This window comes from Chitinolyticbacter meiyuanensis (assembly GCF_008033135.1).
Classification (GTDB): domain Bacteria; phylum Pseudomonadota; class Gammaproteobacteria; order Burkholderiales; family Chitinibacteraceae; genus Chitinolyticbacter; species Chitinolyticbacter meiyuanensis.
In genome coordinates this window covers 1,760,036-1,773,988 of the sequence record NZ_CP041335.1, presented here as the reverse complement: position 1 = coordinate 1,773,988, position 13,953 = coordinate 1,760,036, and the positions used below count along the sequence as shown (strand labels likewise).

General features: G+C 63.1%; 18 protein-coding genes and 1 tRNA gene. 14 read left to right on the top strand and 5 right to left on the bottom strand.

What is annotated here, in order from left to right:
• Positions 1-7 precede the first annotated feature (7 nt).
• From FLM21_RS08695 to FLM21_RS08685, 3 genes are read right to left on the bottom strand one after another with little or no spacing between them, the layout of a single operon-like run.
• Positions 8-406 carry a YbaN family protein gene (locus FLM21_RS08695; RefSeq protein ID WP_148715197.1) on the bottom strand — a complete coding sequence of 133 codons (399 nt, stop codon included), beginning with the start codon at positions 404-406 and terminating at the stop codon, positions 8-10.
• Positions 406-825: a thioredoxin TrxC gene (gene trxC / locus FLM21_RS08690; RefSeq protein ID WP_148715196.1), complete on the bottom strand. Its 420-nt coding sequence runs from the start codon at positions 823-825 to the stop codon at positions 406-408. Before trxC ends, FLM21_RS08695 begins: the two co-directional genes overlap by 1 nt.
• Positions 822-1,703, bottom strand: coding sequence for an MBL fold metallo-hydrolase (locus tag FLM21_RS08685; RefSeq protein WP_148715195.1), 882 nt, complete (start codon positions 1,701-1,703; stop codon positions 822-824). Before FLM21_RS08685 ends, trxC begins: the two co-directional genes overlap by 4 nt.
• Positions 1,704-1,794: 91 nt before the next feature.
• Between FLM21_RS08685 and FLM21_RS08680 the strand changes: the two genes are divergently transcribed.
• The 4 genes from FLM21_RS08680 to FLM21_RS08665 are packed head-to-tail and all read left to right on the top strand — an operon-like array spanning position 1,795 to position 4,673.
• Entirely contained in the window at positions 1,795-2,133 is a 339-nt protein-coding gene (locus FLM21_RS08680; protein ID WP_148715194.1) for an ArsR/SmtB family transcription factor, read from the top strand.
• Positions 2,130-2,558, top strand: coding sequence for a YeeE/YedE family protein (locus FLM21_RS08675; RefSeq protein ID WP_148715193.1), 429 nt, complete (start codon positions 2,130-2,132; stop codon positions 2,556-2,558). The genes FLM21_RS08680 and FLM21_RS08675 overlap by 4 nt, the downstream gene beginning before the upstream one ends.
• A gap of 8 nt (positions 2,559-2,566) precedes the next feature.
• Positions 2,567-2,986, top strand: a complete 420-nt coding sequence (locus FLM21_RS08670; RefSeq protein WP_148715192.1) for a DUF6691 family protein — start codon at positions 2,567-2,569, stop codon at positions 2,984-2,986.
• Entirely contained in the window at positions 2,979-4,673 is a 1,695-nt protein-coding gene (locus FLM21_RS08665; protein WP_187360150.1) for a SulP family inorganic anion transporter, read from the top strand. The genes FLM21_RS08670 and FLM21_RS08665 overlap by 8 nt, the downstream gene beginning before the upstream one ends.
• 25 nt (positions 4,674-4,698) lie before the next feature.
• Here the strand turns inward: FLM21_RS08665 and pyk are convergent, their stop codons facing one another.
• Together pyk and FLM21_RS08655 are read right to left on the bottom strand one after the other, a co-directional pair.
• Positions 4,699-6,135, bottom strand: a complete 1,437-nt coding sequence (pyk, locus tag FLM21_RS08660; protein WP_148715190.1) for a pyruvate kinase — start codon at positions 6,133-6,135, stop codon at positions 4,699-4,701.
• A gap of 166 nt (positions 6,136-6,301) precedes the next feature.
• A tRNA-Arg gene (locus FLM21_RS08655) sits at positions 6,302-6,376 on the bottom strand.
• A 519-nt stretch (positions 6,377-6,895) separates the two neighbouring features.
• Here FLM21_RS08655 and FLM21_RS08650 point away from each other — a divergent pair.
• The 10 genes from FLM21_RS08650 to FLM21_RS08600 all read left to right on the top strand — a co-directional run bounded on the left by FLM21_RS08650 (position 6,896) and on the right by FLM21_RS08600 (position 13,857).
• Positions 6,896-7,879, top strand: coding sequence for an alpha/beta hydrolase (locus FLM21_RS08650; RefSeq protein ID WP_148715189.1), 984 nt, complete (start codon positions 6,896-6,898; stop codon positions 7,877-7,879).
• Between the two features lie 562 nt (positions 7,880-8,441).
• Positions 8,442-8,702 carry a hypothetical protein gene (locus FLM21_RS08645; RefSeq protein WP_148715188.1) on the top strand — a complete coding sequence of 87 codons (261 nt, stop codon included), beginning with the start codon at positions 8,442-8,444 and terminating at the stop codon, positions 8,700-8,702.
• Positions 8,703-8,719: 17 nt separating this feature from the next.
• Positions 8,720-8,947, top strand: coding sequence for a hypothetical protein (locus FLM21_RS08640; RefSeq protein ID WP_148715187.1), 228 nt, complete (start codon positions 8,720-8,722; stop codon positions 8,945-8,947).
• A 23-nt stretch (positions 8,948-8,970) separates the two neighbouring features.
• Positions 8,971-9,228 (top strand): hypothetical protein, encoded by a 258-nt coding sequence (locus FLM21_RS08635; RefSeq protein WP_148715186.1) that lies wholly within the window; start codon positions 8,971-8,973, stop codon positions 9,226-9,228.
• Positions 9,229-9,649: 421 nt separating this feature from the next.
• Positions 9,650-9,862 carry a hypothetical protein gene (locus tag FLM21_RS08630; RefSeq protein ID WP_148715185.1) on the top strand — a complete coding sequence of 71 codons (213 nt, stop codon included), beginning with the start codon at positions 9,650-9,652 and terminating at the stop codon, positions 9,860-9,862.
• 28 nt (positions 9,863-9,890) lie between these two features.
• Positions 9,891-10,445, top strand: coding sequence for a VOC family protein (locus FLM21_RS08625; protein WP_222846799.1), 555 nt, complete (start codon positions 9,891-9,893; stop codon positions 10,443-10,445).
• Between the two features lie 70 nt (positions 10,446-10,515).
• The gene (locus FLM21_RS08620) at positions 10,516-10,887 is read left to right on the top strand and encodes a hypothetical protein (RefSeq protein ID WP_148715184.1); all 372 of its coding nucleotides are present in this window, start codon (positions 10,516-10,518) and stop codon (positions 10,885-10,887) included.
• A gap of 14 nt (positions 10,888-10,901) precedes the next feature.
• Positions 10,902-11,345, top strand: a complete 444-nt coding sequence (locus tag FLM21_RS08615; RefSeq protein ID WP_148715183.1) for a DUF1801 domain-containing protein — start codon at positions 10,902-10,904, stop codon at positions 11,343-11,345.
• A 271-nt stretch (positions 11,346-11,616) separates the two neighbouring features.
• Positions 11,617-12,027, top strand: a complete 411-nt coding sequence (locus FLM21_RS08610) for a low affinity iron permease family protein (protein ID WP_148715182.1) — start codon at positions 11,617-11,619, stop codon at positions 12,025-12,027.
• A gap of 213 nt (positions 12,028-12,240) precedes the next feature.
• Positions 12,241-13,857: a carbohydrate-binding protein gene (locus FLM21_RS08600; RefSeq protein ID WP_246120852.1), complete on the top strand. Its 1,617-nt coding sequence runs from the start codon at positions 12,241-12,243 to the stop codon at positions 13,855-13,857.
• Positions 13,858-13,953 lie beyond the last annotated feature (96 nt).

The window sequence follows — 13,953 nt, the reverse complement described above, 5'->3', positions numbered from 1 at the left end:
CGGCGCCTCAGGCGCCGTTGTTGTTTTCCGCGCTGTAATCGCGCACCGGCAGCCGCGCCATCCAGCAGAACAACGGCAACCACAGCGCGACCACAATCAACACCGGCCAGCCATATCCCCGCAGCATCCACGCCGACCAGGCAAAGCTGGCGCTCATCAGCAGCAGGGCCCAACGCTTGCCCCGCCGCGGCAGTGCACGATGTTCCCGCCAAAGCCGGATGGCCGGGCCAAACCGCGGGTGATCCAGCAGGCGGCGCTCGAGTCGCGGCGAGGAACGGGCAAAGCAGGCGGCAGCCAGCAACACGAACGGCGTGGTCGGCAACAGGGGCAGCGCAACGCCGGCCGCGCCCAGCAGCAGCGACACCAGGCCACCGCCCAGCCAGAGCGAGCGTCGCAGTCCGCTCATCAAACGAACTGCATCAACCAGGCCTTGAACTGACCGGAAGGCAGCGCCCCGGCGAGCCGCTCCAGCTCGTTGCCACCATCGAACACCGCGATGGTCGGGATACTGCGGACCTTGTACTGGGCGGCCAATGCCTGCTCGGCATCGGTATCGACCTTGACGAACAGCGCCTTGCCGACAAAGGCCTCCGCCGCAGCGGCAAAAGCCGGCGCGAACGACTGGCACGGGCCGCACCAGGTGGCCCAGAAATCAACGACGACGGGCACCTGGCTGTGGCGCAGCAGCTCCGGCAGGTTGTCCGCGGTACCGGTCAGCGGCGCATTCAGCAGCGGTGCATGGCAGGCACCGCAGTTGGGTGCATCACCCAGGCGGGTGGCGTCGAGGCGGTTGCCCGCGTGGCAGTGTGGACAGGCAACGATCATGGCAATGGCTTTCCCAGCTGGTTGAGTGGAATCTTCAGGTAGCGCGTGCCGTTGGGCTCGGGCTCCGGCAGCAGACCAGCGCGAATATTGACCTGCAGCGCTGGCAGGATCAGTTGTGGCATGGCCAGGCCTGCATCGCGCGCGGTCCGCATGGCAATGAAATCGTCCCGCCGGGTGGCGCTGTTGATATGGATGTTACGGGCTTTCTGCTCGGCGATGGTACTGGCACCGGCGACTGCCGTGCGGCCCGCAGGCGGATAGTCGTGGCAGGCGTAGAAACGGGTGCTGTCCGGCAAGCGGTAGAGGCGCTGCACCGAATCGAACAGCCGCCCGGCATCGCCACCGGGGAAATCGCAGCGCGCGGTGCCCACATCGGGCGGAAACAAGGTATCACCAGCAAACAAGGCGTCTTCCACCAGATACGCCATGTCGGCAGGCGTATGGCCGGGCACAAACAACGCCCTCGCCTGCAGACTGCCAATCTCGAAACACGCGTCGTCGTCGAACAGCACGTCGAACTGGCGGCCATCCGGCATGAATTCGCACTCCAGCCCATACAGCAGCTTGAATACCCGTTGCACTTCGGTGATGCGACGGCCAATGGCAATACGACCGCCCACCCGCTCCCTGAGCCAGGCCGCGGCGGATAGATGATCGGCGTGTGCGTGCGTTTCGAGGATCCATTGCACGGTGAGTCCCAGCGCCTGCGCCTGGTCGACCAGGCGCTGGGCCGACGTGCTGGCGGTATGGCCGGAGCGTGGATCGAAATCGAGCACGGGATCAACCAGCGCGGCGGCGCCGCCCGGGTGGTCGTACACGAGGTAACTGAAGGTGGCGGTCTGCGGATCGAAGAACGAAATGACATGCGGTCTCGGCATGGTGACTCCTGTGGGCTGGCAAGCACCGGCCCGGTCTTGAATACATTATATTTTTATATATAATATTTTCAAGCATTCGCCGGGAGCACCCATGCTGGATTCCCAAGCGCTGGCGCAGTTGCGCGGCGCAGCCGGTCGGGCCACCGGCCTGATGAAGGCGCTGGCCAACGAAGATCGCCTGCTGCTGCTTTGCCAGCTGGTCAACGGCGAGCTGTGCGTATCGGATTTCACCGAGCGCACCGGCATCAGCCAGCCGACGCTGTCGCAGCAGCTCGGTGTGTTGCGCAACGAGGGCCTGGTCAACACCCGCCGCGATGGCAAGCGCATCTACTACAGTCTGGCCAACCCGGATGTGCTGCGCGTGCTGCAACTGCTGCATGAGCTCTATTGCCCTGCCCCGGCAACAGCCACAAGGGAACCCAAGCCATGATGCTGGACTGGCAACACTTCACGCCGTGGAGCGCGCTCGCCGGTGGCGTGCTGATCGGCCTTGCCGCCGGCATGCTGGCCCTGCTTGCCGGGCGCATCGCCGGCGTCAGTGGCATTGTCGGTGCACTGTTGCAGCAGGATGGGGCCCGCTCTGGATGGCGCTGGGCGTTTGTCGCCGGCCTCTTGGCCGCGCCGCTGGGCTGGCTCGCCTTCCAGGCAGCGCCCACCATCCAGCTGCAAGCCAGCCCATTCTGGATGGTCATTGCCGGATTGCTGGTGGGCATCGGTACCCGTTATGCCAATGGCTGCACCAGCGGCCACGGCGTGTGCGGGCTATCGCGGCTATCGGTGCGCTCGCTGGTGGCGGTGCTGGTGTTCATGGGCACCGGATTCGCCACCGTGTTCGTCCTTCGTCACCTGCTGTGAGGCCCGCCGTGCTGCCGTTGATTTCCTTCGCTGCCGGCCTGATCTTTGGCGCCGGGCTAATCGTGTCCGGCATGGCGAACCCAACCAAGGTACTGGGTTTTCTCGATCTTGCCGGCGCATGGGATCCGAGCCTGGCGCTCGTGATAGGCGGCGCCATTGCCAGCGCCAGCGGGCTGTTCGCCTGGGCACAACGGCGCTCGACCACCCTACTGACCGCCGAGCCGATGCAGTTGCCAGCCAGCCGCACGATCGACCGCCGGCTGCTGCTGGGCAGTGTCCTGTTCGGTGCCGGCTGGGGATTGGCTGGCATCTGCCCTGGGCCCGCGCTGGTGGGCCTGATATTCGATCCACTGGGCTTTGCCCCGTTCATGCTCGCCATGCTGGCAGGCTTCTGGCTGTTTGGCCGGTGGGAGCGCCGGCGTGGCTAATGCACCGGATTGGCTACCGATCGCCCGCTGGCTGCCCCGCTACCGCAGGGCCGACCTGCTGGGCGACCTGGGCGCCAGCATCGTCGTTGCCGTATTGCTGATCCCGCAGAGCATGGCCTACGCCATGCTGGCCGGCCTGCCTCCTGTCACGGGGCTCTACGCCAGTACCTTGCCGTTGCTGGCCTACGCGCTGTTCGGCCATGGCATGACCCAGTCGGTCGGCCCAATGGCACTGACGTCATTGATGACGGCCAGCGCGCTGGCGCCGATCATCGCCACCGGCCAGGATCCGCTCGCGGCCGCGACGGTGCTGGCCCTGCTGTGCGGAGCAATGCTGATCGCGTTCGGCTTGCTGCGCCTGGGGCGAATCACCCGCCTGTTGTCGCTGCCGGTCGTCAGCGGCTTCACCAGCGGCACGGCCATCCTGATCGGGCTGGGTCAGCTCGGCCCGCTGCTGGGTATCCGCATCACCGGCGAGCAATTGCCGGAACAACTGGCCCACTGGCTGCAGGCCGCCATGCAGCTGCAACCAGCCCCCCTGGGCTTCGGCTTGGTGGCGCTCGGCCTGTTCTGGCTGGTGGGCGAAGCGCTGCCCCGGCTGCTGCAACAGCGCGCACTGTTTTCCAGGCTGTTGCCGATCGTGGTGCTCGTCCTCCTGACCAGATACGCCCATACCCACCCTCAGCTCGCCAAGGTGGGACCACTGCCATCGGCCGAGCTCACGCTCTCGTGGCCCACGGCAACGCTGGATGGCATCGCCGAGCTATGGCTGCCCGCGCTGCTGATTGGCCTCGTGGGCTACCTGCAAAGCCTGACCATCGCCCAGACGCTGGCGCAGCAACGCGGCGAAACGGTCGATCCGGACCAGGAGCTGCTGGCGCTCGGCGCCGCCAACCTTGCGGCCGGCAGCGTCGGCGGCCTGCCGGTGAGCGGCGGCTTCTCGCGCACAGCAGTGAATGCCGGCGCCGGTGCCCGCACTCCGATGGCCGGTGTCTTCACAGCCGGCTGGATCGTGCTGGCCGCCGCCACGCTGGGCGACCTGCTGGCCTTGCTGCCCAAGGCGGCACTGGCCGCCACCATCGTGCTCGCCGCGTTCAAGCTGATCGACCTGCACCAGCTGCGCGCCAGCTGGCGCTACGACCGCCGCGATGGCGCCGCATTGATCGCCACGCTCGCCGTCACGCTGCTATTCGGCGCCATGCCGGGCATCGCCAGCGGCGTGCTGCTGTCGCTGGCGCTCTACATCCACCGCACCAGCCAGCCGCAGATCGTGGTGCTCGGCCGCCTGCCGGGTACCGAGCATTTCCGTAACGTCGAGCGCTTCGACACCGAGACCTGGCCGCAACTCACACTGTTGCGGCTCGACGAGAACCTCTACTTCGGCAACGCCCGCGCCGTCGAGGACGGCGTGCTCGCCCGGCTGGACGCCGACACCCGCGACGTGGTGCTGGTGCTCTCGGGCGTTGCCAGCATCGACTACAGCGCAGCAGGCATGCTGGACAAGCTTGATACCACCCTCGCCGCACGAGGCATTGCGCTACATCTTGCCGAGCTCAAGGTACCGCTGCAGCAGCGCCTTGCCGCGAACCAGCTGCTCGGCGCGCTCAGGGACCGGAGCTTTCTCAACGCCCATCAAGCCGTCATCGCGCTGTTGTCGGCGGAGCCATCAACAAAAAACCCGGCCTAAGCCGGGTTTTTTGTCAGATCAATGCTCAGCGTGCCTTGCGATCGCCGATCTTGACGATCTTCAGACTGTTGGTACCGCCCCCCATGCCGACCACGTCGCCAAAGGTGAAGATCACCACGTCGCCGTTCTGCACGATGCCCAGACGCAGCATCTCGACTTCAGCGCGCACCAGCAGGTTTTCGCGGTCGGTGTTCTCATGCGGCAGGATCACCGGGTACACATCGCGGAACAGCGCCAAGCGATTGTAGGTGTCGGCTTCCGGAGTCAGCGCATAGACCGGCACGCCGGAGACGAAGCGGCTGATCCACAGCGCGGACGAGCCTGACTGGGTAAGCGCGGCGATGGCGCGCACCTTGAGATGGGTGGCAGCGAACAGCGCGGCCATCGAGATGCTCTGGTCGATGCGATGGAAATCGCCCTGCGCCAGCACTTCGTCGCTCACCTTGCTTTCGATCGACTTCTCGGCTTCGATGCAGACGCGCACCATGGCCTCGACCGTTTCGATCGGGAACTTGCCGCTGGCCGATTCGGCCGACAGCATCACCGCGTCGGTGCCGTCGAGCACGGCGTTGGCCACGTCGGACACTTCGGCGCGGGTTGGCACCGGGCTCGTGATCATTGACTCCATCATCTGCGTGGCCGTGATGGTGAGCTTGTTCTTGCGGCGGGCCGCCTTGATCATCTTCTTTTGCAACGCTGGCACCGCGGCATCACCCACTTCAACAGCGAGGTCGCCACGGGCGACCATGATGCCATCGGAGGCATCAAGGATTTCGTCGAGGTTGGCCACGGCCTCGGTACGCTCGATCTTGGCGATCAGCAGCGCCTTGCTGCCGGCGGCACGCAGCAGCGTACGGGCCATGTACATGTCGGCACCGGACTTGGGGAACGAGACGGCAACATAGTCGGCATGCAGCTTGGCCGCCGTCTTGATGTCTTCCATGTCCTTGGCGGTCAGCGCCGGTGCGGTCAGGCCGCCCCCCTGGCGATTGATGCCCTTGTTGTTGGACAGGATGCCACCCACCTTCACCACCACGTGGATTTCGCTACCCAGCACTTCGGTCACTTCGAACACCAGGCGGCCATCGTCCAGCAGCAGGATCGCGCCCTGGTCGACATCGTTCGGCAGCTCCTTGTAGTCGAGGCCGACGCGCTCCTGGTTGCCCAGTGTGCAGTTGGCATCAAGGATGAACTTGTCGCCATTCTTCAGTTCGATCTTGTTCTTTTCGAACTTGCCGACGCGGATCTTGGGGCCTTGCAGGTCGACCAGCACCGCCAGCGGGCGCGAGGCCTTGGCCGCCAACTCACGTACCAGTGCGGCGCGATCGATGTGATCCTGTGCCGTGCCATGCGAGAAATTGAGACGGACCATGTTCACGCCGGCGGCGAGCAGGCGCTCCAGCGTAGCGGCATCGCTGGATGCGGGGCCCAGCGTGGCGACGATCTTGGTGCTGCGTAACATAGGGACTGCTCCTGTCTTGGAATGCTGTTGGTTATGTTTTTATACGGCAGAGACGAGACACACCGCCCGGGGTGCGCAGGGGACACACCGTGGCAGACACGGTGCGAGAGAGAACACGGCGGATAGATCCGGTGTATGTCGTCATGAGTTGGCGCGTGCGCCGGTTTGGCACCCCCGACAGGAATCGAACCTGTAACTAGCCCTTAGGAGGGGCTCGTTATATCCATTTAACTACAGGGGCCACAACCCAAGCCACGCGGCTTGATTTGTTTGATCTTCAACGACTTGCCGGCATCACCCAAAGATGCACCGCGTAGGTTGCATCCTTCGGTTGGCACGGGTTTGACGCCGTTGTGGTCATTCAGCACGGCCAGCATGCGACTCGATCTCGTCGCAGCAGTACCAGCAGCACCGAATAAGGCCCGCATTATACCGATCAACGGCCGCTGGCGGGCGGCCGTGCGGGTGAAAGAGCAGGAAAACTGATCTTGAGCAGATCGCGACGCAGTCTCCGCCGGATATCGCCGCAGGCAGGAACTGCATTGCAGCGCCAACGGCACTCCTGCCCCCTAAATCGCTTCCATCCCACCGATGCAGCAATGGGCACGAATCGTTGCAGAGCGAGTACATCGCTTTCCGACAAGCGTGCCTACCTTCGATGATCATGCCGCTTGTTTCGCCACCTCACACGACCTACACCCAAATAACATAAAAATGACAAATAAATTCAGGGAATCCGTGCACGATCAGGAGACTCGCCATGCTGTTCATCACAAATCGTTTTCCCAAAGGCTCCATTCAAAGCCGAGTGGGCAGGCCCTTTGCGTTCGATCTCAAAAACAACGCACCGAGCAATTCCATCTTCTTTTGCGAGCGAAATGCGGATGGCAGCATGGTCGAGCTGGGCGGCATGAATTTCCTGACCAAGCTGAAGGGCTGTCCAGTCCGACAGGTGCTGCTCTATATCCACGGTTTTTCCAATCTGCCTGAAACCGTATTTGCAGCAGCCAGTGAATTCCAGTTGCTGTGCGATCAGAAGGATGACAAGGAAGTGGTGGTGGTGCCCGTCATCTGGCCCTGCGACAACGACCTGGGCATCGTTCAGGACTACTGGGACGACCAGAAATCCGCGGATTTCAGCGCCCCCTCCCTCGCCCGCGCACTGTGCCGCTTCCTGGAGTGGCGCGAATCGAGCAAGAACGACCCGAGCGATCCCTGCCTCAAGCGGATCAACGTACTGGCCCACTCGATGGGAAACCGGGTGCTGCGGGAAACGCTCTGCGCCTGGGATCGGTACGACCTCACAAGCGGCGTGCCACTGATGTTCCGCAACGCCTTCCTGGTGGCTGCGGATATCGAGAACGAATCCATCCACCGGGATCAGAAAGGCAAACTGATTTCGGATGCATCGCGCAATGTCGTTGTCTACTTCGCGGCGGACGATCTGGCCCTGCGGGCCAGCAAGGCCGCGAATCTGAAAAACAAGATCGCATCGCGGCGGCTGGGCCATACCGGCCCGGAAAATTTCGAGCTGACGCCACAGAATGTATATTGCGTGGATTGCGACGACGTGAACAACGACTACGACCCACCCAAGGGCCATTCCTACTTCCGCGCCAAAAACGATGCAATGCAGCCGGGCAAGGTGTTCGAGCACATCTTCCAGTGCCTGCAATCCGGCCGGGTGCCGATAGAAAATCCGGATCGCCGGTTGAGCATCCTCCACGAGGAAGCGTTCAGCTGAGACCGGTATTCGGCGCACCGGGGTTTTCAGGTACTTGGTCAAGGCGGCCGATGATTGAACCGGCCGCCGCTCGCCACGCGATCCAGACTCGTCTGATCACCGAGGCAACCCGTCCGCTTTCAGCAGCGTGCCAAGCAGCGCGTTCGGACTCCCTGCTCAATCGATCTTGCAATACCTAGCAATACTTCACCGCTGGCGGCTTAAGCCCAAGCTCCTGCTACAGCTTTGCTGCGAATTCAGCGCTTTTCCCCCGCATTCTCAAAGTCCCACCAACGCGCCGACGGCTCCATATCCATAGGGCCTACCGGCTTTACATCTTGGTGATTACGAATCATGTGTTTCGGCCTGCGGCGCGATGCATATTTTTCACAGTCGAACCGTGCGCTACCACGGCAACAATGGCATGCGGCTTGCTGGACGATCACTCGACCGTGGCGCTATAGCGCGCCGCACACGTGGGACACACGGCGCTGGACAAGCTGGAATGCATGCCTTGAAAATAGAACGAATGTTCTACAAAACACCATCAACTATGCACGTTGAAGTCATCGAGGAGCTGCCCATGATCCGCGCGGAGGCCCGCCTGACCGGCCAGACCGAACGTTATGCCAATGTCTACGCCTCGCCGCGCCTGCCCGGGCGCATGCTGCAAATCTGCGTGCAGGGTGCGGAACGCGAGGACGGCACTTGGCAGATCTCGGCGAGCTTTCCCACATCGGACAACGCCTTTTTCGACAGCGTGGTCGGCGTATTCCAGGGCTGGGAGCAAGGCAAGGCCGCCGCGCTGCGCTTTGCCAGATATGAAATCGACCTAGGCCGATAAACCGGCGGGAGCATCCCATGGCAGAAAACGAACTCAGCTATTCCGGCAACTACAAGCATCAAACCTACGAAGTACAGGCATTGCAGGATGGCGATGGCTGGATCTACACCTGGACGCTGATCCAGGACGACGGCAGCGAGCGGGTGCACCTGTCGGACCGGGATGCCCGCCTTGCCAACCCCAGCGAAGCCATCGCCACCGGTATCGAATCAGTGCACGACGCCATCGACACCACGACCCGCTGACCGCCACCAAGAGAATCCACCCGATGCCCCCTTCCCCGTTCACCGGCCGCACCGAAGTCCACATGGCGGAGCATCCTTCGCCGCGCAATCCGAAGCAGCTGATCCTCATCCGCATCCAGGGGGACGAACGCCGCGACGGCCTGTGGGAAATCAGTGCAGGCTTCCAGGCCTCCGCCAAGCACCATTACCGCGGCCTCGTCGCGATCAACCGTAACTGGGATGACGGCATCGAATCCGCGCTGCGCTTTGCCCAGGCCAAGATCAAGCTGGGCCGGTTCTGACAGGTTGAGCCCCAATACGACAGTCTTCACGACCAGCTCGGGCTTCGAGCGCACCGCCTACCCGGCACGCCGTTTGCTGGAGCTGCGCCTGGGGGCAACGGGTAACCGCAAGGTCCCGCTCGGTTTTCCTTGGGCCGATGTGGACGGCCCCCGCCTGAATATCCGCGTATTGGCTTAGATCGCCCGTTTCCGCCGCGAAAAAAAGCGCCGCCGTTGCCGCAGTCGACGCGGCCGCCGCAGGAAGAGCGTCGACAGCGTCGCCTCCCCGCTCCACCTAAGCCGAGATTTGACAACGCAATGCAATCCCCAGCTCTTCCATTGAAAAGCGCGGCTGCAAATTACTGATCGGGCATACCGCTTGCCCCACTCCTGTTGCAGGCCCACGACTGCCTGCGTGTCTTGCAACCAAGGAGAAAGCATCATGATCAGCGTTCGCCATATCACCGCGCTATTCGGCGCTTCGGCACTAGCCGCCTCCCTCAGCCTCTCCGCCGCCAGCAGCGGCTCGGCCGGTGATACCGGATCGGGTAGCGCCGTCGACACCAACAGCGGCTGGACCCGCAGCGTCACCCCCACCCCGGATGCCCGCACCGCCAGCGAGCCGGATCGGACCAACCGGACGCGTGGCGACTGACCAAGAGTTCGCTTGGAGCGGCGCCTGGATGCTGGCGTCGCTTCACATTCAAATTCCGCGAGCAGCCGAAACGACAGGCCGCGGCATGGTCATCATGCGGCTCGGCTTTCCACTGGCTCAGGCCGTGTTGGCTGTCACGTGCGTTTCCGGTTTTCTATCCGATACTGGCTTCATTCCTTTTGATTCTGGATGCCTCGCCATGCCCGCTTTCAAGCCCGAGCAGTACAACAGCGTTTCGCCCTACCTGATCGTCTCCGACACTGCAGCGACGATCCAATTCTTGCAGCAGGCGTTCGATGGCGCGTTGCTGCGCCAGTATCCGGGCGAAGCCGGGCGGATCATGCATGCCGAAGTGCGGCTCGACGACACCGTGATCATGCTGGCGGATGCGCATCCGGATTGGCCAGCAGTGCTGGCCCATGTCCACATCTACGTGCCGGACGTGGATGCCAGCTACCAGCGTGCCTTGGCGGCGGGCGCAGCTTCAGTCCAGGAACCGGTGCAGAAGGCCGATGAAGACAAGCGCGGCGGGGTGAAGGACATAGGCGGCACCACGTGGTGGATTGCCACGCGAATCGGGTAATCCTCCACAGGCAAGCCGCGCATTCCGGCTGCTAGGCTGGCTTTCATCATCCGCGTTCGGGAATGCCGCAATGCCTGTATCGTTGCTTCTGCCGGTGCTCAGCGGCGTGCTGCTGCACTTTTATTCCTTGCTGTTTCTCGCCTCAGGCGGCCCGAACCTGTTTCTCGCAGCACTATTGGCATGGTCCTGCCTGCCCTATGCGGTTGCCGCCTTGCTGCCCAAGCTGCGCTTGCCTTTCACAATCGGCATTGGCTATGCCATGGCGGCGTTGGCAGGCGATCTGTATATGCATTACTCGGTATTCATCCGACCCCAGTCCTCCACTGCCGCAATTGGATTGCTGGTGATGCCGCTCTGGAACCTTTTGCTGATCGGTCCGATCGGCGCAGTCATCGCCTGGGGGTGGTGCCACCTGCGCACCCATCGCCCATCTCCGCGATAACCAGGAGCAACACCATGGCCGGCAAATCGCCCGCACCCGCAAGTACATCCGGTAGCCCCGTCCTGCTATCGGGCGGCAATCCGCAAATCGCCAAGGCCGATGGGAATGCGCCGGTACAGGCCTACATTGCCGCAATGCCGGGCTGGAAGCACGATGTCGGCCGCCTACTCGACGCGCTGATCGAACGCACGGTGCCGGATGTGCAAAAAGCGGTACGCTGGAACACGCCGTTCTACGGCATCGCCGGTGAGGGCTGGTTTCTGGCCTACCACTGTCTCAGCAAATACGTGAAAGTCGCGTTCTTGAATGGCACATCGCTGCAGCCCATGCCTCCCGTCGCCTCCAAGCATGAAGCCACCCGCTACTGCCATATCCACGAGGGTGACCAGCTCGACGAAGCATTGCTCACCAGCTGGATCAGGCAGGCCGCATCGCAGCCGGGCGAGCGCTGCTTCTGAACGGCCAATCCACCTTCATCCACAGCTGAAACCAAGGCTCGCACTGCGTCAGCCGGCGTACCCCGAATCTTGAAGAAAAAAAAGCCCCGCGCAATGCAGGGCTGGAGTCGAGACGATCAGAGGAGACCAATAGTCTGGCTCGTATATTAGCGCGCACTTGATTTCAAACGTATTACAAGTACGAGGCTTCTTCGTGCCTTGGTACAAAGCCGCTTCCTGGCATGGCCTGCCACGCGCTAGAACGACAGCATCCCTTCCCGAGGAGCGCGCCATGCAAGATCCGAACTGGTACACCCGCTTTGCCAAGGCCGCCGCACGCATCAGTGGCCGGCCTTGGGTGTTTGCGCTGGCTGCGGCGATGATCGTGCTGTGGGTCGTCACTGGTCCGTTGTTCGATTACAGCGATACTTGGCAGCTGGTGATCAACACCTCCACCACCATCGTCACCTTCCTGATGGTGTTCCTGATCCAGAACACCCAGAACCGTGATACCGAAGCGATCCAGATCAAGCTCGACGAACTGATCCGGGTGACGCGGGGCGCACACAATGCCCTGCTCGATCTGGAAGAGCTGCAGGAAGCCGATCTGGACGCCTTTCACGCTCGCTATGAAGCGCTGGCCAAACTGGCCCGTGCGCAAAGGCAACAAGGCGATCTCGATACCGGCATACCGGAAGCCTGAAAGACAACCAACCAACCGGCCAAACCCACCGATCAGCACCCCAGCAAGCACGGCAAGCACGCTTTTGCTGCAAAGCGCGATTCGGACAAAACCCGGCATCCGATTCGAACATTGGAGCATGCCCGGGCTCTTGATTACGCTGTCGGCTCAGTCCCTTGGCATGCGCGGAGACATTCCAGGGCTGACACCGAGAACGACAAGAGGATGAGCACAATGACAAACAGACGCATCGGCGCGCTTGCACTGCACGCGGCCATCATGATGACCGCATCAGCCTGGGCCCACGCCGCCTACCCGGCCTGGGCCGAGGGCAATACCTATGTGGCTGGCACCTACGTCAGCTACAACGGTCGTGATTACCAGGCCCTGATCACCCACACCGCCTACGTCGGCGCCGGCTGGAACCCCGCCGTGACCAACACGCTGTGGCGCGATCTGGGGCCATCGAGCGGCAACCCGACGCCGCAACCCACACCGGTGGCAACCCCGACGCCACGGCCCACCGCCACGCCGCTACCGACCGCCACCCCACGCCCCGCCACGCCAACACCAGTCGGCCAGTGCAGCTACGTGGTGTGGCAAGCCGGCGTGAACTACACGCTAGGCACCGTGGTGCTGTACCAAGGTAACTACTATCGGTTGAAGGCGGTCGGTACCAACGGCAGCGACGCCACTACGCCGACCATCAGCACCTGGTACTGGGAGCCGACCACCTGCTCCGGCACTGCCACCCCGACGCCACGCCCGACCGCAACCCCATTGCCCACAGCTACGCCAACGCCGCGTCCGGCCACGCCGACCCCGGTTGGCCAATGCAGCTATGTCGTCTGGCAAAGCGGCGTGAACTACCCGCTCGGCACCGTGGTGCAGTACCAGGGCAGCTACTACCGGGTGAAGGCGGTTGGCGCCAATGGCAGCGACGCCACCATCCCGACCATCAGCACCTATTACTGGGAGCCGACCACCTGCTCCGGCACAGCCACGCCGACCCCGACACCGGCAGGCCCGACGCCGACCCCGGGCACCGCCAGGAAGATCGTCGGCGGCTACTGGCCGTACTGGCCGACCTCGCAGATCCGCATCCGCGATGTACCTACCGGCTATAACCTGATCTATCTGTTCTCGGCCACGCCGGTTGGCGGTGCACCGGGCACCACTGGTGCCGTGCAGTGGAATGCACCGGGTGACGGCCGCGGCGCCGCGACCAACTTGAAGGCGGACATCCAGTACGCCCGTAGTACGCAAGGCCGCAAGATCATCCTGTCCGTCGGCGGTGCCGGCAACGGCATGAGCTTCCCGAACCGCGCCAAGTCGCAGGCCTTCGTCGACAGCGTGATCGGCATCTACAACCAGCTCGGCGGTTTCGATGGCCTCGACTGGAACACCTTCGAGGCCGACCAGACGCCGGACACCTCGGAGATGGTGTGGATCAGCCAGCAGTTGAAGGCACGCTATCCGGGCTTCCTGATCTCGGCGCCGCCCGCACCGTGGAACGCCCGCGACAAGACCTTCTGCCGCGACATGCTGGTGGCCGGTGTGCTCGACTACTGCGCGCCGCAGTACTACGACGGCCCCAATCTGGCCGAAGTCAGCTACGTGGTGAACAACGTCAACGAGTGGGTCGCCTTGCTGGGCGCAGAGCACGTGGTGGTCGGTTTCGGTGTGTGGAACCAGACCAACTACATGAGTATCGACCAGGCCACCACCGCGTGGAACCAGATCAAGGCCAGCCATCCGGCGATCCGCGGTACCTTCAATTGGCAGATCGGCACCGATGAAACCCAGGGCTGGCCCTACGCCACGCGCATGCCACCGCTGGTCAACCCCTGACATCCCGTTGCCTCTGGCAACCTTGAACGGACCTCGCCTTGCGAGGTCCGTTTTTTGTCGCCACGCGAGCAAGCAGTCGCAAGATTAACGGCCGGT